The organism is Calothrix sp. NIES-2098 (assembly GCF_963875125.1).
In the GTDB taxonomy this organism is placed as follows: domain Bacteria; phylum Cyanobacteriota; class Cyanobacteriia; order Cyanobacteriales; family Nostocaceae; genus Aulosira.
The window spans coordinates 2866245-2889054 of the sequence record NZ_CAWNKJ010000001.1; the positions used below are offsets into that span (position 1 = coordinate 2866245).

The 22810-nt window shown below is 40.9% G+C and carries 19 protein-coding genes and 1 pseudogene; 12 read left to right on the forward strand and 8 right to left on the reverse strand.

Annotated elements, in window-relative coordinates:
• Positions 1–381 precede the first annotated feature (381 nt).
• Positions 382–768, reverse strand: coding sequence for a hypothetical protein (locus AACU33_RS12060; RefSeq protein ID WP_096588733.1), 387 nt, complete (start codon positions 766–768; stop codon positions 382–384).
• Between the two features lie 101 nt (positions 769–869).
• Between AACU33_RS12060 and AACU33_RS12065 the strand changes: the two genes are divergently transcribed.
• The 5 genes from AACU33_RS12065 (at position 870) to AACU33_RS12085 (ending at position 5296) form a co-directional block, all read left to right on the forward strand.
• Positions 870–1574, forward strand: a complete 705-nt coding sequence (locus tag AACU33_RS12065) for a response regulator transcription factor (RefSeq protein WP_096588734.1) — start codon at positions 870–872, stop codon at positions 1572–1574.
• Positions 1575–1623: 49 nt separating this feature from the next.
• Positions 1624–2904 carry an ATP-binding protein gene (locus AACU33_RS12070; RefSeq protein WP_096588735.1) on the forward strand — a complete coding sequence of 427 codons (1281 nt, stop codon included), beginning with the start codon at positions 1624–1626 and terminating at the stop codon, positions 2902–2904.
• 246 nt (positions 2905–3150) lie between these two features.
• Positions 3151–3501 carry an ArsR/SmtB family transcription factor gene (locus AACU33_RS12075; protein WP_096578135.1) on the forward strand — a complete coding sequence of 117 codons (351 nt, stop codon included), beginning with the start codon at positions 3151–3153 and terminating at the stop codon, positions 3499–3501.
• 29 nt (positions 3502–3530) lie between these two features.
• Positions 3531–4514, forward strand: coding sequence for an SRPBCC family protein (locus AACU33_RS12080; protein WP_096588736.1), 984 nt, complete (start codon positions 3531–3533; stop codon positions 4512–4514).
• A gap of 521 nt (positions 4515–5035) precedes the next feature.
• A complete protein-coding gene (locus AACU33_RS12085) occupies positions 5036–5296 on the forward strand; it encodes a hypothetical protein (RefSeq protein WP_096588737.1) in 261 nt (86 codons plus the stop codon).
• Between the two features lie 114 nt (positions 5297–5410).
• On the opposite strand, the gene AACU33_RS12090 is transcribed toward AACU33_RS12085, so the two are convergent.
• Positions 5411–7066 (reverse strand): alpha-keto acid decarboxylase family protein, encoded by a 1656-nt coding sequence (locus AACU33_RS12090; protein ID WP_096588738.1) that lies wholly within the window; start codon positions 7064–7066, stop codon positions 5411–5413.
• Between the two features lie 310 nt (positions 7067–7376).
• Between AACU33_RS12090 and AACU33_RS12095 the strand changes: the two genes are divergently transcribed.
• A complete protein-coding gene (locus AACU33_RS12095) occupies positions 7377–7766 on the forward strand; it encodes a hypothetical protein (RefSeq protein ID WP_096588739.1) in 390 nt (129 codons plus the stop codon).
• A gap of 258 nt (positions 7767–8024) precedes the next feature.
• Here the strand turns inward: AACU33_RS12095 and AACU33_RS12100 are convergent, their stop codons facing one another.
• Positions 8025–8243 (reverse strand): type II toxin-antitoxin system HicB family antitoxin, encoded by a 219-nt coding sequence (locus AACU33_RS12100; protein ID WP_096588740.1) that lies wholly within the window; start codon positions 8241–8243, stop codon positions 8025–8027.
• Positions 8240–8467 carry a type II toxin-antitoxin system HicA family toxin gene (locus AACU33_RS12105; RefSeq protein ID WP_096588741.1) on the reverse strand — a complete coding sequence of 76 codons (228 nt, stop codon included), beginning with the start codon at positions 8465–8467 and terminating at the stop codon, positions 8240–8242. The genes AACU33_RS12100 and AACU33_RS12105 overlap by 4 nt, the downstream gene beginning before the upstream one ends.
• Before the next feature lie 275 nt (positions 8468–8742).
• Between AACU33_RS12105 and fusA the strand changes: the two genes are divergently transcribed.
• The 3 genes from fusA (at position 8743) to AACU33_RS12120 (ending at position 13157) form a co-directional block, all read left to right on the forward strand.
• Positions 8743–10755 (forward strand): elongation factor G, encoded by a 2013-nt coding sequence (gene fusA / locus AACU33_RS12110; protein WP_096588742.1) that lies wholly within the window; start codon positions 8743–8745, stop codon positions 10753–10755.
• 99 nt (positions 10756–10854) lie between these two features.
• A complete protein-coding gene (locus AACU33_RS12115) occupies positions 10855–12303 on the forward strand; it encodes an FAD-dependent oxidoreductase (protein WP_096588743.1) in 1449 nt (482 codons plus the stop codon).
• A 323-nt stretch (positions 12304–12626) separates the two neighbouring features.
• A complete protein-coding gene (locus tag AACU33_RS12120) occupies positions 12627–13157 on the forward strand; it encodes a pentapeptide repeat-containing protein (protein WP_096588744.1) in 531 nt (176 codons plus the stop codon).
• Between the two features lie 469 nt (positions 13158–13626).
• On the opposite strand, the gene AACU33_RS12125 is transcribed toward AACU33_RS12120, so the two are convergent.
• The 4 genes and pseudogenes from AACU33_RS12125 to AACU33_RS12140 form a co-directional block, all read right to left on the reverse strand.
• Complete coding sequence (locus tag AACU33_RS12125; RefSeq protein ID WP_096588745.1) at positions 13627–14664, reverse strand: S1C family serine protease; 1038 nt, start codon at positions 14662–14664, stop codon at positions 13627–13629.
• A 141-nt stretch (positions 14665–14805) separates the two neighbouring features.
• Positions 14806–15327, reverse strand: a complete 522-nt coding sequence (locus AACU33_RS12130; RefSeq protein WP_096588746.1) for a DUF937 domain-containing protein — start codon at positions 15325–15327, stop codon at positions 14806–14808.
• Positions 15328–15408: 81 nt separating this feature from the next.
• A pseudogene (locus AACU33_RS12135) lies at positions 15409–15583 on the reverse strand (IS4 family transposase); the annotation flags it as partial.
• A 39-nt stretch (positions 15584–15622) separates the two neighbouring features.
• Positions 15623–16339: a DUF6745 domain-containing protein gene (locus AACU33_RS12140; RefSeq protein ID WP_096588747.1), complete on the reverse strand. Its 717-nt coding sequence runs from the start codon at positions 16337–16339 to the stop codon at positions 15623–15625.
• A gap of 794 nt (positions 16340–17133) precedes the next feature.
• Between AACU33_RS12140 and AACU33_RS12145 the strand changes: the two genes are divergently transcribed.
• From AACU33_RS12145 to AACU33_RS12155, 3 genes are all read left to right on the forward strand, one after another.
• Positions 17134–17634: a helix-turn-helix domain-containing protein gene (locus tag AACU33_RS12145; protein WP_096588144.1), complete on the forward strand. Its 501-nt coding sequence runs from the start codon at positions 17134–17136 to the stop codon at positions 17632–17634.
• Between the two features lie 47 nt (positions 17635–17681).
• Positions 17682–18206, forward strand: coding sequence for an IS630 family transposase (locus AACU33_RS12150; RefSeq protein WP_339376496.1), 525 nt, complete (start codon positions 17682–17684; stop codon positions 18204–18206).
• A gap of 446 nt (positions 18207–18652) precedes the next feature.
• Positions 18653–22696 (forward strand): HEAT repeat domain-containing protein, encoded by a 4044-nt coding sequence (locus AACU33_RS12155; RefSeq protein WP_339375945.1) that lies wholly within the window; start codon positions 18653–18655, stop codon positions 22694–22696.
• Positions 22697–22810 lie beyond the last annotated feature (114 nt).

The window sequence follows — 22810 nt, forward strand, 5'->3', positions numbered from 1 at the left end:
AATCGTGTTAAGGTACTTCTAACTTTGTCGCACCGCGATCGCAGTCGCTACGCATCTGTTTTATTCTTTTCTAAATTTGGTATTAGTTGGTTGATTGAGATACTTCTCTTTTAGGATGACCGATAAATGTGAACGAAAAGTGAATAAGTACTAATGCAAAATTAAATATACATTTGTCATTGCGAATGGAGCGAAGCGGAATGTAGACGCGCAGCGGCTTCCCGCAGGGTAGCAATCTCCGAATCCTTGCGATTGCTACCCTGCGGGAACGCTTTCAGCGAACGCTAAATTTCATTTCGCTCGCAATGACATAAATAATTCTGCGTAACCACATAAATTGTTGATCGATATCGCTTCATTCAACTGCGGCAAAAAACCTTGTCAATCCACAATCTCGTAGCGTACCAACTTCCTCACATCCTGACGCGGTAGCCCTAGTTCTTGGGCAATTATCACTTCTATCTGGTTAAATTCTGTTGTTGGCAACTCTAATTCCAATCGCTTCAGGATGGGGTCTGCGGTTTCAACTTCTACCTGGGTAATTTTCTGATTTCGGCGGACAGTGGCGTTAATTAGCAAAACATTAACTGATAGCCGTGCTTCTATTTGCGTATCTGACTGAAGTTTTTTCTCTGTAGAGTAGGATTGACTTAACTGCTGTGCTGCCAGAAAACTACAACCAAACCAAAATACCACCGCTACTAATGGTAGAGGTAACAAAAATTCTAATCCCAATCCTTGCAGCCAACGTTTGTTAATCCGCCACACATTACACCTACCTGTGATTTTGCCATTGATTCTGACTTATGAAAGAAGTTGAAATGGTGTCAATGCCTTATTCTACTTAATAATTTGAAGTCTCTAAAGTAATGAAAATCTTATTGGCGGAGGACGATCCTAAGCAATTAATGCCACTGCAAACAGTTCTTTCACAGGCTGGACACAATGTTGATGGTGTCAAGGATGGTGAAACTGCTCAATGGCTGTTGTTCCAAAAAGAATATGACCTGCTAATTTTAGATTGGATGTTACCCCTGGTGAATGGGGTGAGTTTGTGTCAACAATATCGGGCGGCGGGAAAAACAGCACCCATATTAATGATTACAGCAAAAGACACCACACCCGATAAAGTCATAGGATTAGATGCGGGAGCAGATGACTACTTAGTTAAACCCATTGATATTATAGAGTTCATGGCACGAGTGCGGGCATTGCGGAGGCGATCGCCTCTGTGGCAAGGAGACACTCTCTGCTTGGCAGACTTGAAACTTCATCTCGATTCGCTGACTTTAGAGCGACAAGGAGCGATTGTATCTCTGTCTAGCCAGGAATTTCAGTTACTAGAGTATTTTATGCGTCATCCCAAGCAAGTACTGACTCGCAACCAAATTGAGCAAGCTGTATGGGAGTGGGGTAGCGAGCCAGAAAGCAATGCTATCACTGTTTTAGTTCGGAAACTGCGCCACAGGTTGCAAACATTAGCAGCAGCCGATTGGATTGAAACTGTCTATGGTATGGGCTATCGCCTTAACCCTTCAGAAGCATCGGAAGATTTGATTTACCTTGGTTCGTAGTTGCGCTTTAGCGCGATGATAATCTGCACCAACTTACTTAATATATGTTGTGTTTAACCGCAGTCGTCGTAACTTAGCTCTTTGGTTCACCCTGTCAATGGGTTGCATCCTGATTCTATTTGCTGGAGTAATTTATTATCTTGAAGTAAAAGATAAGCTCAAAGCATTAGATCAGCTACTTTATAAAAGAGCGCAGCTAATGGCAGCTAGTTCGCAGTATCGACTGTATCAAGGACAAAAACAAGTCGATCTGAGCAATATACCGCTATTGGGTAGTGGTTCTCACCCGACTGATATTGAACTGTTATATGTTCGCTGGTATGACCCGAATGGCAAACTCAAGCGTTTTTTTGGTACTCCACCTCTGGAGAAATTACAAACATCATCGGGGTTTCTCACCATTAAGTCTGTTGACCAATTCACAGGTAAGGCGTTTTGGCTGCGTCAAGTCACCTTACCGGTTCAAGGCGGAAATTCGGTCATCGGCTATCTTCAAGTTGCTATTCCACTGAGAGAAACTCAAAACGATCTCAGACAACTTCAGTTAATTTTGACGGTGGCTGTACCTGTAGCGCTGGGATTAATTGGCCTGACAGGTTGGGTACTCGGTGGTATAGCTATGCAACCCGTTCAGCAAGCCTATAACCAGCTGCAACGCTTTACATCAGATGCTTCTCATGAATTGCGATCGCCTCTGTCTGCAATTTTAACCAATGCTCAAGTCGGGCTATTAATGGCAACAGACCGTCCTCAGCTTCATCCTACACTACAGAACATTATTGATAGCGCGAAGTCGATGAGTACCTTGGTGAATAATCTACTGCTGTTGGCTCGCCATCAGGGAAAATTAACTCCAGAATCTCTCAAACAAGTAAATCTAAATAAATTGCTGGAGGATTTAATCGTTCAATATACTGCTGTTGCGGCAAAGACCTCGATTGAGTTGCTCGGTGATTTACCAAAACAACCGATTAACTTGTGTGCCGATCCCGATTTGCTCAAGCAAGCTGTAGAAAACTTACTCAACAACGCCTGCAATTACACCCTGTCTGGTGGAACTGTCTGGTTACGCTTAGAACCTTACCCAGATCGAGCAGTCATTCAGGTTATCGATACGGGAATTGGCATTCCAGAGGCAGATTTACCTTACATTTTCGATCGCTTCTACAGAGTTGACACAGAACGGGCAAGAGAAAGCGGCGGATTTGGGTTAGGATTGGCGATTGTGCAACAAATTGTCCAGGCTCACGGCGGTGAAATCTATGCGATGAGCAATGAGGGTAAAGGCTCGACGTTCCAGATAAAATTACCGCTGGTGAGCCATAATTAAGTCTCCTAAACTGCTTAAGCGTAGTTATACGGGTAAACCCGCAGGGTATTTTGAATTTTAATACCATTTCTCTAAATTCTGACTACAGATAATTCTCCCCCTGCACCCTGCACCCTGCCCCCCTGCTGCCTATGTGTAGCCTTATTTTGGAGAATCGGGATAAATTCCTCGGAGGGGTTGACATTCTAGACTAGTACATTTAACCTAGTAGTTAATTAACTGCGCGGTTAAATACATCCCATCTCAATGTCCACCGATCAATTGAGCGTCACCTTTGCCGCCCTTGCCGATCCGACTCGGCGAGCAATCCTGGCTCATCTTGCTTTGGGCGAAGCATCGGTAACTGAGTTAGCCCAACCCTTTGAGATGAGCCTACCTGCCATTTCTAAACATCTCAAAGTGCTGGAGCGTGCGGGATTAATCGCACGGGGTCGAGAGGCTCAGTGGCGACCCTGCCGATTAGAAGCACAAGCGCTCAAGGAAGCAGCAGATTGGATTGAGCAATATCGCCAATTCTGGGAACAGAATTTGGATCGTCTGGACGAGTATTTACAACAATTGCAAGCAGAGGACAACAAACGCGATCGCGAATCATAAACTGCGTTCCCTTATTCAGGAGAAACAAGATGTTGAAACAAAATGACTCCACATCCACTCAGTCCGAACGCGAGATTATCATTACCCGTATCTTCAACGCACCGCGAGAACTTGTATTTCAGGCATGGACAGACCCAAAACACATTGTCCAATGGTGGGGGCCAAAAGGCTTTACAACTCGTGTAACTGAATTAGATTTGCGTCCAGGCGGTCAATGGCGATATGTCATGGTGGGCCCAGATGGCACAGAGTACCCTGCTAAAGGTGTTTTCCACGAAATCGTGCCTCCAGAACGGATTGTGAGCAGCGATGAATTTGATGAAGGCTTTGAACAAGTTATCAACGCAGATTTACCGCAGGGAATGATCTTGACAGCAATGTTTGAGGAGTTGGACGGCAAGACTAAACTCACCATCCAAATTCTTCATGCAACCGAAAGCGATCGCCGCAAGCATGAAGAGATGGGTGTGGTTGCTGGGTGGAAGTCTAGTTTCGATTGTCTCGACGAATTCCTCGCCAAGCAAGCCAAACAGCAACAGAATGGTTTTGCTGTCACTTTACCATCAGATACGGAAATCCTCATTACTCGCATCTTTAATGCCCCACGCAGACTTCTGTTTGAGGCATGGACTCAGCCCGAACATGTGAAACGCTGGTTTGGGGTTTGTAGCAGTATGACAATGGCAGTTTGCGAAATTGACCTGCGCGTGGGTGGTGCTTGGCGCTATGTCTTACATGACCCCAAAAACAGCACTGAACACGCATTTTCAGGAGAGTATCGTGAAATTGTGCCACCAGAACGATTGGTAACTACCGAAATCTATGAACCAGTCCCCAATAGCGACCATCTCAATACCCTGACTCTGAATGAAGTTGATGGCAAAACAACGCTAAACATTCACATTCAACACCAATCTAGAGAGCAACGGGATGGGCATCTCCAATCTGGCATGGAAGAGGGACTGAGCGAAACTTTGAACCGTCTCGAAGAACTCCTTCAATCTATAGGATGACAATGCTACAAGGGATAGCATTTGGAATTTGAGATTGGGTTTGGGATAAGGGCGAAAGGGAAAGGGTGAAAGGTTCTTACTTTTCCTTCGCCACTTGGAAGTTGGCGGAGCAATTTTGGCGGCAACATAGCGATCATCACCTATTTGCTAATGGTTGCGTGAGTTCTATCTTCACAATCGTTGTATTTGCTTTTTCAGTGACGAAAACCGAACTCTTAAAAGCGGGTTTTAACTACTTGTCTTAATTATTGCCAGTCAAGCATGATAAGTATATCAACAGCATTGATGCAATGACAGGCTTTTGTAAGTGAAAAGCCTGAACAGTACAAAAGGCTGAGGAATTAAGTAGGCAAGGGATGTAATAGAGCATAATCAAACAGAAAATTTTATGTTTTCCCTTGATTTCGAGTTTCAGCCAAGAATTTCAATCAATCATTAATGATTTGAGTTGATTAAGCGTGCTGTAGGTTAATGCGGTTTTGATTTTAGTGAAGAATTTACTACTGAGGCGCAAACTTTCAATGAATATGCAACTAATCAACAAAATTGAAAAGCCCATTCTTAAAAATGCCCGAGCAAAAAGACAATTAAAACAGCAGCCTCTTCAAGTCCAAGCTTTCAATAATCAACATCTAGGGGTTGAGAAAAAACCAGAACTAGTTGTACTCACGAAAAAATCTTATCAATTTTCGGTCGAAGATAATTCTCTAAATGAAGGAGTTGGAAACTCAGGATGGCAAGTTTCTGACATTTGGAGGGATGTGAGATTTGATGATTTTTAAATGATTAATTGGGTACACATACTTTATTTTGAGGTTGTTGGTGTAGAGTCATTGGGATACATGAAGATGGCTGGTAAAAGCAAAGTTTCATGCCAGAAATGTGAATAAATTGCTTTATTGCTGCAACATCTTTAATAGAATCTCTGGACTGTCCATTTTATCCATCACAACCTCAATAAAAGCAAGTTGGTCATGGTTTTGTTCGGCTCGTTGTAATGCTGTCTCTAACTCGAATTCGGTACTAACTTTAATTCCCCAGCCGTTACCAGCGAAAACTTCAACGAGCTGATGATACTTCCAAGGTTGAATGTCGTTATACGGCATTCTTTCACCGTGGATATCACGCTCTATGGTATATCCATCATTGTTGATGAGAAAAATAATTGGTTTGAGATTGTAGCGTAAGATGGTTGAAAGTTCTTGTCCAGTCATCTGGAAAGACCCATCACCAACCAGTAAGATAGACCTGCGTTGTGGTGCGGCGACGCAACAGCCAAGTAATGCGCCAACAGAGTAACCAATCGAACCCCAAAGTACTTGACCAATAAAGGTAGCTCCTTTTGGTAAAGGAGCGATCGCGGCCCCAAACAAACAAGTTCCAGTCTCGGCAACGATAATGTCATTTTCTTGGAGAAAATGAGCGAATCTATGCCAAAAACGCTGTTGTGTAATTGCTGCTGAAGATTTCGCATCGAAAGGAGTTGTAAAACCAGTATCCAAATTCTCTGTTGCTGACTTGAAGTTGAGTGTTTGAGGATCGCGGTGCTGTAACCTTTGACTCAAAGCAGACAGCATATCTGCCATAGCTACATTGTTGTATACAGCATGTTTAACTTTTACATACTCCCCATGCACCTCAATAGTTCGGCTCGGATCGAGTTTGGCAGAAAATTTACCTGTGTTGAAATCAGTCATCAAAGCACCGATACTTAAAACACAATCTGCCTGTTCAATACGTTTTTTCACAGATTCCTCACTGGCAGCACCATTATATATGCCAATGAATTGGGGATGGGTTTCTTCTAGCAATCCTTTTCCCATGTTCATCGTGGCATAAGGATATCCAGTAGCTGTTAGCAGTTTCCGCAATTGCTCGTGCAACTGATAACGAGCCACACCAATATCAGCCAGAATTACGGGTTGGGAAGCTTGTTCTAGTATGCTTACACAATTATCAACTGCTTCAGCTAAGGTAGGGCGTTCGCTCTCAAATACAGGGGGTTTTAAAGAATCAGATGGTGCTGCTACTTCATGTTGAGCAACATCCATAGGTATGGAAATGTAAACGGGTAACTTTTTCAAAAGACAGATACCCAAAACTCTGTCAATTTCGGTTGTGGCATTTTCTGCTGTTAAATATGCTTGAGCCACCGTTACCTGTTCATACATTCTGGCAAATATCGAGAAATCACCAGTACCAAGCGTATGATGGACAAGCGAACCGCGTGCTTGAATTGTAGTGGCTGGAGAACCAGTAATCGCTACAACAGGAACGCGTTCAGCATAGGCACCAGCGATACCATTAATAGCGCTGAGTTCGCCAACCCCAAATGTAGTTACCAATGCCGCTACACCATTTATTCGACCATAGCCATCGGCAGCATAAGAGGCGTTAAGTTCGTTGCAAGCAGGAATCAACTCAATATTATTGTGGTGAACAATATAGTCGAGAAACTCCATATTGTAGTCTCCAGCGACACCGAAAATATGGTTGATGCCAATTTGCTCTAGACGAAGCAATAGATAGTCGCTAACAGTAAACTTTGCCATTGTTTTAGCCGAAATTTTCCCCTTTTAGGGTATGAAATCTTTTACTTAGATGCGTATCCCTAAAGTAAGAATAGGAGCTAGTAAAATTCTTCGCCTAGATCTATCCTGATATTTTTTACTTTGAATTTCCGACTACTATCTGCTGATTTTAATTAACGAATGCAAGCATGATGGGTAAAAATCTAAAAATTAATGTACCTATAGATAGAAGTAAAAAATATACTAGAAGATCTAGGATGCTGTGAGTCTTAATAAAGACATTTATTTGACAAATAAAAAATGCAGATCGAGAAAATATAAGGAGTAACAAATGCCAAAGCTTTTCTTATCTTTAAAGCAGATATTTAGTACAACCGTTTTAATTGTTTGTTCTATAATTTTTCTCAGTATATCGGGTGTATTCATAGGCATTCAGCAGCCTAGTTATGCAACTACCCTCGAAGAACTAAAGCTAGTACCTCCAGAGTATAAACCTAATGCTGAGGAAAAAATTAACCGTGCCAATGAGTACGATCCAGGGGTTGGTATTCAAGAAGAAGAACGGCAAAAAGCTTACGAGCAAGCAGTAAAAGATTCAAAAAACCTAAATACTCTAGAAAAAGCTTATGAAAAAAATTTAAAAGATGAACGAGCACAAAATTCTCAAGGAGGTTTTGGTGAGAAAGCGTCAGAACTTATTCAAAAGGTAACAGGTAAATAAAAATCTTCGATAAGAGATACTCGATAGCAATTTAGTATCTCTTTATTTTATTAAATTATGTATTTTGGTTAGAGACCATTTATAAAGTAAATCTTTAGACAACAAGACGACGTAACATAAACTGATTTACTTTATAAATAGCCTCTTACTCTGCTGATAAGTTAGAAGTATGATTTTGAGCGATCGCAAATAGACAGTTTTCTCTGTTTACTCTTTGTGCAGGACTGAGTATATATGCGTGAGCGATCGCTCAGATTATCAAGCAACTTGAAGCGTCTTGGGTTCAGGGATAAGTTCACCTTCTGCTTGCCAAGCTTCTAAATACATTTCAATAACTTCTTCACCGTTATGAATTGCTTCCTCACGAGTTTTGCCATGAGTACAAGGCATCACTACTAGGTCGGCAAACTCTGGGATTGTCACCAGGAAAAGCCGATCTTCATCAGACCATTGAATAATCATGCTATACCGATTCATGAATCTTCGTCTTCCTCCTTCAACTCTTTTAGTTCAACCAGTAACTTTTCTAGTTGTTTCTCTAGGTAGAGTGGCACATCATCTCCATCTTTGCCTGGGATTGTCAGTGTTTTTCTAAGAAGAGGATGCCGCCAACGTTCATGGCTACCCTTACCGCGCTTAGGTAAGTAAACAAATCCTTCACGCGCAATCTGAGCTTTTAACTCTCGAATCTTCCTGGGCATGAATATTATTTTGGCATCTGGCCTTATTTTCTCATTTTCTCTTCCTCTCTAGCCACTGTTATGCCGTGTTTCTGCGAACTATTTATTCATTATGCATAAAATTTGCGTGGGGATATTGCGATCGCATCAGTCGTAACTTTGTCGTCACCGATCTTTTAGCGATCGGTCAAATATATCTCTTGGATAATGAATTAATTTGTATTACAATTGTAATATAAATGATGTTACTGCTCAGGCAGTAACAGTTTGTTGCTTCAATAATCAAGGAAGTCATTATGATTCCCCGAGAACGCATCCGGAATATTGGTATTTCTGCTCACATTGACTCTGGTAAAACTACGCTATCAGAGCGAATTCTCTTCTACACAGGCAGAATCCATGCAATTGAAGAAGTACGGGGAGGCGGCAAGGGTGCAACAATGGACTTTATGCCAGAAGAAAAATTACACGGTATCACCATCACTTCAGCTGCTACCACCTGTCAGTGGCACGATACGCAAATTAACTTAATTGATACACCTGGACACGTGGATTTTACGATAGAAGTTGAGCGTGCCTTGCGGGTATTGGATGGAGCAGTCATGGTGCTGTGTGCTGTAGCGGGCGTGCAGTCCCAGTCGATTACGGTGGATCGGCAGATGAAGCGATATCGCGTACCGCGTATAGCATTTATCAACAAAATGGATCGCTTAGGTGCAAATCCGTTTCGGGTTGTACAAGCTATGCGCGATCGCTTGCAGTTAAATGCCATGTTGCTTCAGTATCCCATCGGTAGCGAAGACCAATTTCAAGGGGTAATTGACCTCATTGAAATGGAAGCCTCCTACTATGAGGGTGAGAACGGCGAACATTGGATGAAAAAGCCAATTCCTGACGCACTTGTGGAGGAAGCACAACAAGCAAGAGAAAAATTGCTCGATGCTTTGTCATTTTTCTCAGAACCGATGACTGAGATACTACTAGCAGGTGAAGAAGTTCCAAAAGAACTGATTTGGCAAACGATCCGCCAAGCCACTTTGAGCTTGCAACTAACACCAGTATTGCTGGGTTCGGCATTCAAAAACAAAGGAGTGCAGAACTTGTTAGATGCGATCGCGCTTTATCTGCCATCGCCTATCGATCGGGAAGTGGTCAAAACTGTAGAATCTGTCAGTCTTTACCCCAATCCTGACGATCCTTTAGTAGCGTTGGCGTTCAAACTCACTGTCGAGTCCTTTGGACAGTTAACTTACACCCGGATTTATTCAGGGACAGTGAAACAGGGCGATACTGTCTACAATTCCCGTACCGGACAACGAGTGCAAATTGGTCGGTTGGTGAGAATGCACGCTAACAAGCGAGAAGAGGTAAAATTTGCCGAAGCAGGGGATATTATCGCTCTGTTGGGTGTGGATTGTGCCTCTGGCGATACCTTTTGTAGTGGGGAACCACTGGTATCTTTAGAAAAAATGTATGTACCCGACCCAGTAATTACACTGGCTGTCACACCCAAAAAACAAGAAGATAGCGATCGCCTTTCCAAAGCACTCAACCGCTTTCAAAAAGAAGATCCCACCTTCAAATTGAGCATCGACCCAGAATCAGGAGCAACTCTGATTTCTGGTATGGGTGAACTCCATCTAGAAATCTACTTGGAGCGCATTCAACGGGAATATAACACTGAGGTATACGTTGGTAAACCCGCAGTCGCATACCGAGAAACAATTGGGCAAAAAACTAACTTCGACTATCGACTCAAGAAACAAACCGGGGGATCTGGTCAATACGCCCACGTCAGTGGATGGATTGAACCGACAGACGCGCCCTTTGTCTTTGAAAGCCGAGTAGTTGGAGGTGCAATTCCCAAAGAATATATTCCGGCTTGCGAGAAAGGTTTCCGCGAGGCGATGCAATCAGGCCCCTTGGAAGGTTATCCTGTCACCGGGGTAAAAGTCGTGCTGGACGGGGGTTCCTATCACCCAGTAGACTCTTCCGAATTGGCATTCCGGTCAGCCTCCCATCAAGCACTTGAGGATGCGATCGCCAAAGCCAAGCCCTATATGCTCGAACCAATTATGCTGGTAGAGGTGGAAACACCGAACGAGTATTTGGGTAGAGTGCAGGGCGATTTATCTTCCCGTCGCGGTTTGCTATTGGGTTCGGAAACAATGCAAACATACTCGATAATTCGGGCAGAAGTACCCCTATCGCAGATGTTTGGTTATTCTACAGACTTGCGATCGCAAACTGCGGGGATGGCGACTTTCACAATGGAATTTGCCTGTTACAGACAAGCTAATAACCAATAGTTGAGATAAAAAGAAGGTAGAGAATTTTCTCTACCTTCTTGTCTATCATTAGGGATGTTTACGACTGCTGTAAAACTCCAAACTTAAGTTTGTTGCGTTATGAATATCCCCCAAACAGATACACCTATCAACAAAATCTACGATGTTGTTATAGTTGGTGCTGGGCCTGTTGGTTTAGCAACTGCTGTTGGTTTACGCAAACGTGGTATTGACAATATTTTGGTAATAGACCAAACTCGTGCTTTTCGTCAGGTTGGTCAGGTTGTGGATCTTCTGCCGAACGGGTTAAAAGCTCTCAAATGTGTAGATCCTAACGCATATCAAGCAGTTAAAACAGCGAGTCTGACTTTCACTAATTATCAGCAGTCTGACGAATCAAACCCTCCAAAAGCTTCACTAGAATGGGTATCTAAAAACTTTCAGGGAGAAAAAGTTCGGTCAATTTCTCTATTATTTGATGTTTGGTTGAGTAATTATGGTGAAGGTCGAGTTTCAATTTCTTGGTATGATTTGCAGACTAGTCTAAGGCAACTGCTTCCTGAAGACCGAGTTAAACCTAATCATCGTTGTATCAATATTGTGGATGAACCTGAAAATGGATGTGTTCGGCTTGATTGTGTAAGTAGTGCTAGTGTCGAGGCTAATCCTTATGCATATTGGTCAGACGCACAAAACGATCGCGATCCACAATCCCAGAATTTAGACAACATCTCTCAAGCATCAATCACAATATCATTTCGAGCCAAGCTAATTGTCGCAGCAGACGGTATTAACTCTACAGTCCGCAGGATACTTTATGCTGATAGCGCTACCCAAGCATTTGCCAAACCAGAATATTCTGGGTTTGCTGCCATATATTGTAGAGAAATACCTCATATACCCAACGAACTGCGATCGCATCTTGAAGAGAAATTTTTTGCAGGCTCGCCAATTTTAACAGTAGCTAACTACGATTTGGGCGATCTTACTTTTAGTGAATCTCCGAGAATGATGTTAATTAACAGACAAGGGATAGGCTATTTAGTACATATAGCTGTACCATTGGATTCTGTGCAAGGAAAATCTGGTAGCGATTTGCTTGACTTGACTTTGCAAGAGTTAGAAAAAGCTGGTTATCCTGATGAACTAAAACAATTAGTGCGATTATCTCCGCCAGAAAATATTTTTCAACGTCCGTATTACATTCATTGTGCTGCTATATCTGAGAATATTGCACCAGCCTGGAGTGCAGGACGAGTTGTATTAGTTGGTGATGCTGCACATGGTATGCCTCCTTTTATGGCTCAAGGAGCTAATCAAGGATTTGAAGATGCAATGGTAATTACAACATTAATTACTAATATTGCTCAAGCAAATCATTGGGATAACAAGCAAGCTATAGCCTCAGCCTTTAAGAAATATGAGCAACTTCGTCGCCCGTTTATGGAATATATTCAACAGGCAACATTAACACAATTTCCTAACTCGTCAAACCAAGCATGGCAAGAATATAACAAAACACTATACACAAGGAACTTTGAGCAAATAATTGTGGAATTAGTAGTATAATACCATTTGAAAAATAATACTACATAATGTCGACATTAATTGCTTATTTCCGCAACAGCCACAGGAGTATGTTTATTTTTTAGTCAATACCTAGCCTGCGGAGGCAGGCTATATATTTATAGCCTGTTGGCATTTATAAAAACTGGAATGCACCCAACACCCACTATCTTAGGTATGAAATTAATTAACAACTTTAGCTAGTTATAGAAAAAATTTAAAATAGCTAACATAAATTGAATACACTTTTGAGACCCTCTGTTGCCAATGCTGGGTAATAGATTGCTGTGACTCGAAAAGCACTAAAGACTAGCGGAGCATAATCTATGAATGCAGATGAACTCCTGAAAAACTATGCCGCAGGCACAAGAGACTTTACTGGTGTGAACCTCAGCGAAGCAAATTTGCGAGAAGCCAATCTCAGCGGAGCAATTTTAGATAGAGCCATTTTAGATGGTGCTAATCTCAGTCATGCTAATTTAAGCCAAACTAGCTTGATTGAGGCAGACTTAAACGGCGCAGATTTAAGTGATGCTAATCTCAGTGGTAGTAATCTCACAGGAGCCATCTTAGATGGAGCCATATTAGATGGCGCTGTTTTAGATGGAGCAAATTTGAGTCAAGCTGATTTAACTGTTGCCAAACTAATTGAAGCAAATCTGAGCGAGGCGGAGTTGCATGAAGCAACATTGGTAGCTGCAAATTTAGATAAAGCCGACTTAACTGGCGCAGATTTAACTGTAGCCGACCTCACTCAGGCGAATCTTGCTCAAGCCGACTTACACGAAGCCAATTTAAGCGGCGCAAATTTAGATCAAGCTAATTTGGAAGGCACAATCTTGGATGAGAATGGTTGAATTGTTATTGCTCATTAAACCCGCTTTGCAAAAGTCCTAGATGGATGGGACTTTTGCAAGAAGTCTTGTAACTAAAAACAAGCCAAAAATCTTTTCACCGCCTAATCCCTGTAACCCTTACGATGTAAAGCTATCCGAGTATATATACTCAGGTTATTTTGCTATATTGATGTAATAAATACATATAAATACGGATGCCACTCCTCAAGAATTCTCGTATTTTCAAGCAAAATGAGTACAAACACCGCCTTTCCTATAATTATTATTATGGTATCTTTTATCATCCTAATAAGTGCGATCGCAGTTCTAATTAAGCCGATAGCTCAAAGCTGCATTCACAGATACAAGCGATATCGCTTCATTAAACGCAGAAGGGAGCGATTTTATAAAGAATTGAGATGTTTAATGGCTGAGAGATAGTCCCAACAAGGGGTTATAGCCGCCTCATCCCCCTAACGTCCATCCTCTACTACGGTGATTCTTCTGGTACAATGCTGAGGAATAGCTTTTGGTTGCGGCGCAGAATTGTCAGTTGCGATGTCTCACGACAAGCCGCTACGCGTCTACGCACTCCCACTCGTTCGGGTGTTAAAAGTTTTTGCAAGTCTTCAATGCTAGTTAGTTGTTGACCATTAAAACCAACAATTACATCACCTTCTTGCAAACCTGCTTTCCTAGCGGGACTATGCGGCTCAACGTACATAACAAAAATACCCGTATCCCCAGATAATTCATGAAATAACATTATCCGTCGGGATATCTGCACATTCTGTCCCCCAATTCCAATATAGCCACGCCGGACTTTACCACCTTTCATCAATGCTGGGATGACCATCTTTGCAGTGTTAATCGGGACAGCAAAACAAATACCTTGCGCAGAGATTGCGATCGCTGTATTAATACCGATAACTTCACCGTGAGAGGTGACTAGCGGCCCGCCTGAGTTACCTGGGTTAAGTGCGGCGTCTGTTTGGATAATATTTTCAATTAATTTACCAGAACTAGATCTAAACGAACGTCCCAAAGCGCTAATTACACCAGTGGTGACAGTGGTTTGAAAACCGTAGGGATGACCAATTGCGATCGCTAATTGACCGACTTTTAAAGCTTGCGAATCACCCAAACGCGCTGCTACTAAGTTTGCCGCATGAATTCTAATTACCGCTAAATCTCTATCTGGGTCATCACCAATTAATTCTGCTGCATAGCTGCGACCATCTGCAAGTGTCACCTCAATGTTGCTAGCATCTTCCACAACATGAGCGTTAGTTAAAATGTAGCCATCGGGTGTAAAAATAAAGCCAGAACCATTACCGCGCACTTCTGGCGAAAAACTCTGAAAATAGCGGCTGCGTCCTCTGGGACTTTTTTGCACATCAATATTGACAACCGCCGGACTAACTTTTTCTACTACACTAATTACGGCTTGAGAATAAGCATCAAGTAACTGTTCATCAGGATGAGAAGCGAAACGATCGTTAGATGTAAATCGCGGATTTCTGGTCATGTCTGCTATTCCTGTCGTCTCACGATGAGAGGAGATCGGGAAGATAAGGAAGAAGTTTGTTTAACGGTTCTTCCTTATTCCTCTTTTTCCGATCCTGACAAGAAAAATCTATTTCGCCAACGAAGTAGCAAATTGAATTAATTAGCGTCCGAGATGACGGCTAGCTAACTGCATAGCATCAGCAATATCAACATCACCATCATTATCTGCGTCTAGGAACGAATTCAGCACCGGATTTCCGCCTGCTTGGGGATTTTGAGCGTTCGCACCAGACTGTAAAAAATTCAGCACTACAGGTACTACATAAGGCAGTAATTGTTGAATCATCCCAGCATCCAAGCCAGTGCGTTGAGCAACAATCTCAGCTACTTGTTGAATACCACCACCAAATACCGAGTAAACCGCTTGAGAGTTAGGAGACGTACCCGCAAATTCATTGACTGTAGATTGTACTGCTTCATTACCCTCTGTGGCTTGCTTTTGTTGTAAAGCCGATCGCACTTGACTACCCACAACTGATAACACCGATTGGATAGTAGAAGGGTCTGCACCAGTGCTATTACTCAATTGATCCACAGTGCTAATAATATTTCCCAATTGACCCAGATTACCTTGCTGATTGGGATTAGCAACAGCACCGAGAATTTGATCGAAAAGTCCCATAAGTTTTTCTCCTTATGTTAGTCTCAACACCAGTGTACGGGAATTTATCAAAAATAAAGTCTGATTCCTATTTACGAGGGTTCAACGCCGATAGCAACGGGCAGTAAGTTTGGCAAAAATCTGGGTTAATAAAATAGGCTCAGGGATTTCGGGAAGCATTTTTAACATTTCACAAACATATCGAAAACCACGATAGTAAGCCTTAAGATCAATAATGCCAGAGCCGGGATTGAGAGGGGCGGAAATCAGATAGAAGATGGTACAAAACTTTCACATAATTTAGCATTTCGAGCTTTTAGCTGACAAATTTTTCAGGCTCAATTCCCCAATTTACCCACAGGATTGCCTGGTGTGCAGATTTAATATCAGCAGGTACATGGATTAAAGCATGAACTTCTCTAGTAATGGGACAAGTCATCTTTAAGAAATAAATTGTCTTTGCATTCACATTGTCATCAATTTTTAATAAAGTATATTCTTGCTCAGAATCTAATTGAGTCACAACTGCTCTTTCAATTCTTTGAATATCCGTAATTTCTTGAATCAAAGGTTTTCGCATCTGGGTATTATTTTCTAACAGCCATTGAGTTTGCCACTGTTGAGGATGCAGATTGGCGTATTTTTCAGGGATTACTACACCATGATGAGCATAAATACTGTATCCATCTGCAAATTGGATGGCAGGTTGCATAACAGCATGGGGGCGTTGTTGTTCGTCAAAGGAGATTGTGGTTGGGCGATCGCATACTACTGCTAGCCTGTCATAAGGAAAAAGCCAGAAACTATTGTTGGTTAGAGACTCAAAAATCTGCCACCCTATAGGTGAACAATTACAGTTGAGTACAGAAATACAAAAGTCCAACTCACAACCAAACTCCATTGGTTCTGGTAAATCTATACCAAATCCCCTGATGTCGCCTTCTTCATGTTCACTATATTTAAGATACCTTTTCTCAAAAAAATTATATATTTCCCTCTCAATTAGGTAGTGTATGTTTTGGGTAAATTTCATGCCAAGTCGAACCCTGAGTTCTTCTTTTTGGTATTAGCCCGCTTTTGTTACCTTCGGCAGAAAATAATCTGAAACTCATATTTTTACGTTTATTCTCAACAAGGGTGTTTAAATGATAAAGTGGGCAGGCGATCGCTCAATTCATTTGTAAATTAGCAGAGGTATTGCTATACAGGAATATATTTTCACTTGAAGTATATAAATAATTTATGAGTATGTATTATTAAATATAACTATCTTTAGTAATAAAAACTACAACCAAACTTTATCAAAGTATTAATATATCTATCTCAAGCGTGAGTATTAATAAGTTTAATTAGATTAATATTATGGAAGCATGAGAAATAAATGCCGTAGTTAGAACAATCCTTACACTTAAGATTAGCTCCTTCGGAGGGTGCAACCAAAAGCACCCTTTTCTATTATCAATTTTTATAAATTTATCATTTTAAACAAAGACCAATTGTGGCCAAGATATAGCAGTCATAAATGAGTTAAGAACAAAAAGACCCCCAACTTCTTGTAAACACCCTTAGAATGGCTTCCCGAAGGGTAGAAGTCGGGGATCGGAGCCTATCGATGTTTGCAAATCAAATAGGATTGCTATAGTCAAAAATTTCTCTAAGAATATTGCCAACAGGAGTTAAATAATATTGATACAAGGAAGTACGATCGCTTCTCGATTTTTGAGAAAAGCGAAAATGCGATCGCACTTTTTGGAAAATTCCTGGGGTAATACCATTTCACTAAAAAAATGATAAAGATAATTAAGGAAGAAATATGAGCAGAAGTTTATGGCAGGAGTCACCAAAGTAAAAATAAAGGAGTCAGCCGAGGAATTACATGAGCTGCTAAGAAAACAAAAAACAGCATTAGGTAAAGAACGGATTCAAGCGTTGTATTTACTGAAGATAAAGCAGGTAAAGACAATACAAGATTTAGCAGTGGTATTGGGCAGAGGAAGCGCGACGGTACAAAGGTGGTTAAAAGTTTATGCAGAGTCAGGAATCACTAGTCTCGTATCAAGAAAAAAAGGTTCAGGGCGACCACCAATTATTAACACAGATGTTCGAGAGCAGCTTTCAAAGGAACTGGAAGACCCCCAGGGATTTAAAAGTTATGAAGAAATCCGAACATGGTTAAAAGCGGTAGAGGGTGTAGAAGCTTCATACAAAGTAGTACATGATACAGTGCGTTATCAAATGAAAGCGAAGCTAAAGGTGCCGCGTGCAGTAGGCATTAAACACCAACCAGAAGCGGAAGAAGAGTTTAAAAAAAACTCCCACAATACCTAGACGTAATTCAGAAATATGTCATATCACCAATAGATAGACAAAGAAAAATTAGGTATTGGTGTGAGGATGAAAGCCGCGTAGGACTGAAAACAGAAGCAGGAAGATTAATTACTACAAAAGGTACTAAGCCTATTGGCATCATGCAATGGAAGCGAGAAAATTTTTATTTATATGGATTGGTAGAACCATTAACTGGTGAGAATTTTATTTGGGAATTCTCTCATTTAAATGCAGCTTGTTTTCAGATTTTTCTAGAAAAATTCTCGGCTAATTATGCCCAAGATATACATATTATTCAGTTAGACAATGGTGCTTTTCATTTTAGTCAACATCTTCAGATACCAGAAAATATAATTTTGTTATTTCAACCCCCACATACACCGCAAGTTAATCCAATTGAGCGATTGTGGGAGGAAGTTAAAAGATATTTGGCGTGGGAAAGTTTTGGAGCGTTGGATGAATTAAGACAATTTATCTGGAAGCGTTTGGAGAAATTAAACACATCAACCATTGCTTCTATTACAGGTTGGGACTTTATTCTTGATGCTTTATTTGAATCAAATTTTTCGTGAATTGGTATAAGGCTGGGTAAAAGCGCAAGGTTGAACCCATTTTTCACCCCCCTTGCGGGGAAATGGTTGATGGATACTGTTCGCGTTGAAAAGGCTGGCATTGCCCACCCTACTTTTGTATATCAAACTTTTCTCAGATATACCGTGGTTTATTTCAGTAATATTCATATTTAGGTAGGCATACACACCAAACCGTTAAGAAGAGCATAAGAGAGTTTTGATTTAATTACTAATGTCTCAAAAGATTTGGTTCTTTTTATAACGCTAAAAATATATATACTTAAAATTATAAAAATTGGAACTTACATTCTTCAATAAACATCGTTCAGAATATAGAAAAGAGTATTTACTAAAGATATATGTTTTTCAGTATATAAGTTTTATTCAGTAACTTATATATTTGATAAAACTACTAATACTAGTATCTATACTCTCGATCAATAGCTGTGGCTGGCGCGAATGTTATGGTGGAATGGATAGTTAGCTTGGTAGCAAAAAATGCTGTAGGATTTCTTGTCAAGGCTATTTTCAATGAAGATTTTGCTAAAGAGATAGTCAAGGATTATGCTAAAGACTTCTTTAAAGGGCGCTTGAAAAATGTAGCAACAATATTTCAGCAAGCACCAATTCAGCAAGCTGTTGCTATAGCGCTTAAAGAATTTCTGCAACTGGTAGAAGATGAGTTAAAGTTTCTTAAGCTTGCTGATGAGGAAATTAAACAATTTAATCAACCCTTGAAGCAATTTATTCAGGATAAATCTGTTAAGGAAATCTTGGCTCAGGCTTTCGATTTAGATTGTGATGAGTTAGATTACCAAAATTTAGTTAGTATTTGGAAGAGTCTGAATTTACCTAATTTACCAGCTAAGTTTAATTGGCAATTAGTAAGCGATCGCTATTTGCGTAAATGTCAGCAAATTCTCTCGGAGTCACAAGATTTACGCGAACTACTCAATACACGTAATTCTATTGCAATTCAGAAAAATACTCAAGCATTAGCGGGAATCATCCCCGATTTTGACTTACAGAAATACCAAGAAGGAATTCGCGAACGCTATGTGAATCTCAAATTAGATAGTTTGGATACTAGCGGTTATGCTTATAACGAACTTAGGTTATGGAAGATATTTATTACTCCCAATGTACGGGAAGTTCACCAAGTATTACCCCATGTTTATGAATTACCTAAAGAACATCTGCGACGACTGCAAGAAAGTAACCAAATCGAAGCAGCAGAAATTACTCTAGAAGAGGTAGAACAATACAAACAAATTTATCTAGAACAACCAGTACGTTCGGTATTGGATATTATCAATCAGCCGCAAACTTATAAATATATCGTAATTTTAGGCGATCCTGGTTCTGGTAAGTCTACCTTATTGCAATATCTCGCATTAGATTGGGTAGAAAAAACTCTCGATCGACTTGGTAAACCAGAATTTTATTTACCACCAATTCCCTTACTAATTGAGTTACGCGCTTATATCAGAAATTATGATGATGGACATTGCAAGGATTTTTTAGAGTTTTTCCATCAAAGTCCAGGTGCAATTTCTCACCTCAATCAACATCACTTACACGCACTGCTAAAGACTGGTAATGCTTTAGTGATGTTTGATGGTTTAGATGAGGTGTTTGACTCTGGTAAACGTGAAGATATAATTACCGCTATTCATCGTTTTACTAATGAGTATCCTAACGTACAGGTAATTTTAACTTCTCGTGCGATTGGCTATAAGCCACAACGTTTACGCGATGCGCAATTTCGTCACTTTATTTTACAAGATTTAAATCACGAACAAGTGCAAGATTTTATCAACAGTTGGTATGATTTGGCTTTTAAGGATGAGGTTGATAAACTGCGAAAAAAAGAACGATTGCAAAAAGCAATTAATACATCAACAGCTATTGCAGAATTGGCAATTAATCCGCTACTGCTGACGATGATGGCAATTCTTAATCGTAATCAAGAATTACCTAGAGAAAGAGCAGAACTATATAAAAAAGCTTCAGAAGTTTTACTGTATAAATGGGATGTAGAACGTGCTTTAGAAACTGAACGGCATTTACTGACAACGATTGATTATCAAGATAAACAAGCAATACTGCGTCAAGTTGCTTATGATATGCAAACCAGTCAAAAAGGTTTGGCTGGTAATTTGATTAGTGCTAGAAACTTAGAGAAAATTTTTACTGACTATTTGAAAAGTATTGAAGTTAGTGATGCTAGAGATAAAGCTAGGCGGTTGATTAATCAATTGCGGACTCGTAATTTTATGTTATGTTTTTTGGGTGCAGATTATTATGCTTTTGTACATCGCACTTTTTTAGAATATTTTTGTGCTTGGGAGTTTGTTTGGCAATTTAAAGAAACGCAAACACTTTCTATTGAGCAACTCAAGAGTGAGGTTTTTGGTAAATATTGGCACGATGAAACTTGGCATGAAGTATTAAGATTAATTGCGGGGATGATTGAGCCAAGATTTGTCGGTAAAGTTATTGAGTATTTAATTGCTCAACAGGGTGAAGAGGAAAAATTTACTAATCTATTTTTAGCCGCTAAGTGTCTTGCAGAAGTGAGAAATCGTGCAGTAATTGCTGCAACTGCTAACATATTATTTGAGCAGTTAAAAGCTTTAACCAAATATGACCTTTGGTACTATTACGATCGCTTATTTGATGAGCAAGACAGTAAACTAGTTGAGGAAATTCGTACTCAAGCAGTTGCAGCCATTGCTACCAGTTGGAAAGATGACCTCAAAATTAAATCTTGGCTGAAAGATTGCGCTACTGTGGATGAAAATTGGTATCTGCGACGTGCTGCTGTGCAAGAATTAGCGCGCAACTTTCCAGATGACACTGATACCATTCGCTTTCTCAAAGACTGCGCCACTTTTGATGAAAGTTGGAATGTACGACTTGCGGCTGTGCAAGAATTAGCGCGCAACTTTCAAGATGATGCTGAAATCGCGAGCTTATTGAAAGTTCGTGCTACTGTTGATGCGGATGCAGATGTGCGACGTGTGACTATAGAAGAATTAGCGCAGAATTTCAGAGATAATATTGCTATTGTGGGGATTTTACAAAATTGCGCGATCGCAGATGAAGATGCAGATGTCAGGTGTGCTGCTGTCAAAGCATTGGCGCATCACTTTAGAGATGATGCGGATACTATCAGCATATTGCAAGATTTAGCGATCGCAGATGAAGATGCAACTGTACGCTGTGCTGTTGTCGCAGAATTAGCACATCACTTTAGAGATGATAGCGACACTATCGGCATTCTCCAAGACCACGCTACTGTTGATGAAGATGCAGATGTCCGGCGTAGTGCAATCCAAGCTTTAGCGCATAACTTTCCTGATGATGCTAGCACCTTCAACATCCTTAAAGAACGTGCCACTGCTGACGATAATACAGATGTGCGCCGTACTGCCATAGAAGAATTAGCAGCTTTTAAAAGTCATCCCGACACCATCAGACTACTCAAACACAGCGCTACAGCTGATGAAAGTTGGCAGGTGCGACAAGCTGCAATTCAAGTATTAGCGCACAACTTCCCAGAAGATCGCTTTTTGAAATACCTTGCGACTACTGATGAAAGTTGGCAAGTGCGACGTACAGCAGTGGAAGAATTAGTACACATTCAAAATAATGCTGATATCATCGGCTTTCTTAAAGATAGCGCCACTGCTGACGAAGATTCCGATGTTAGACAAGCCGCAGTTCAAGTATTAGCACGTAACTTTCAAGATAATTCTGACACCAGATATTTTCTCAAATACCGCGCCACCGTTGATGAAGATGCAGATGTGCGCGGTGCAGCCGTGGCAGAATTAGCACGCAATTTCCCTGATGATGGCCATAGTATCAGCTTTCTCCAAGAGTGCGCCACAAGCGATCGCAGTTGGAATGTCCGACATATTGCAGTGGAAGAATTAGCGCGCAATTTCCCTGATGATGCCAATCTCATCTATTTCCTGAAAAATTGCGCTACTACTGACACTAATCACTATGTGCGACGAAAAGCCGTGCAAGCGCTGGCGCGTAACTTTAAAGATAACGCTGATATTATCAGCTTCCTCAAAATTCGTGCGACTACCGACACTCATTGGAATGTGCGATATGTGACTGTAGAAGAATTAGCAGAGTTTAAACATGACACCGATATTATCGGTTTTCTCAAAAGCCGTGCTACTAATGATGAGAGTTGGCAAGTGCGACAAATTGCAGTGCAAGCATTAGCACGCAACTTCAAAAATCAAGCTGGGATGTGGGAATTCTTCTCCAACTGTGCTGTCAAAGATCCATTTCAGCGCCAGAACAGTTGGCAAACCAATCCCCGACGTGTTGCACTGGAGATAATACTCAAGCAATATCCGCGTCATCCCCAAACTTTAGCATTGCTGTGCGATCGCGCAGATAATGATGCAGATGAAAAAGTTAGGGAGTTCGCTCGGAAAAAATTGGTAGAGTTAGACCAATTTTAAAAAAGAATGCCACAGATGTGTAGGTTGGATAGAATGCAGTGAAACCCAACCTACACATGCTTTTCATCCCTCTTTTGTTACTATGGGGATAGTAGAATCAGGAAGCAACCCGGA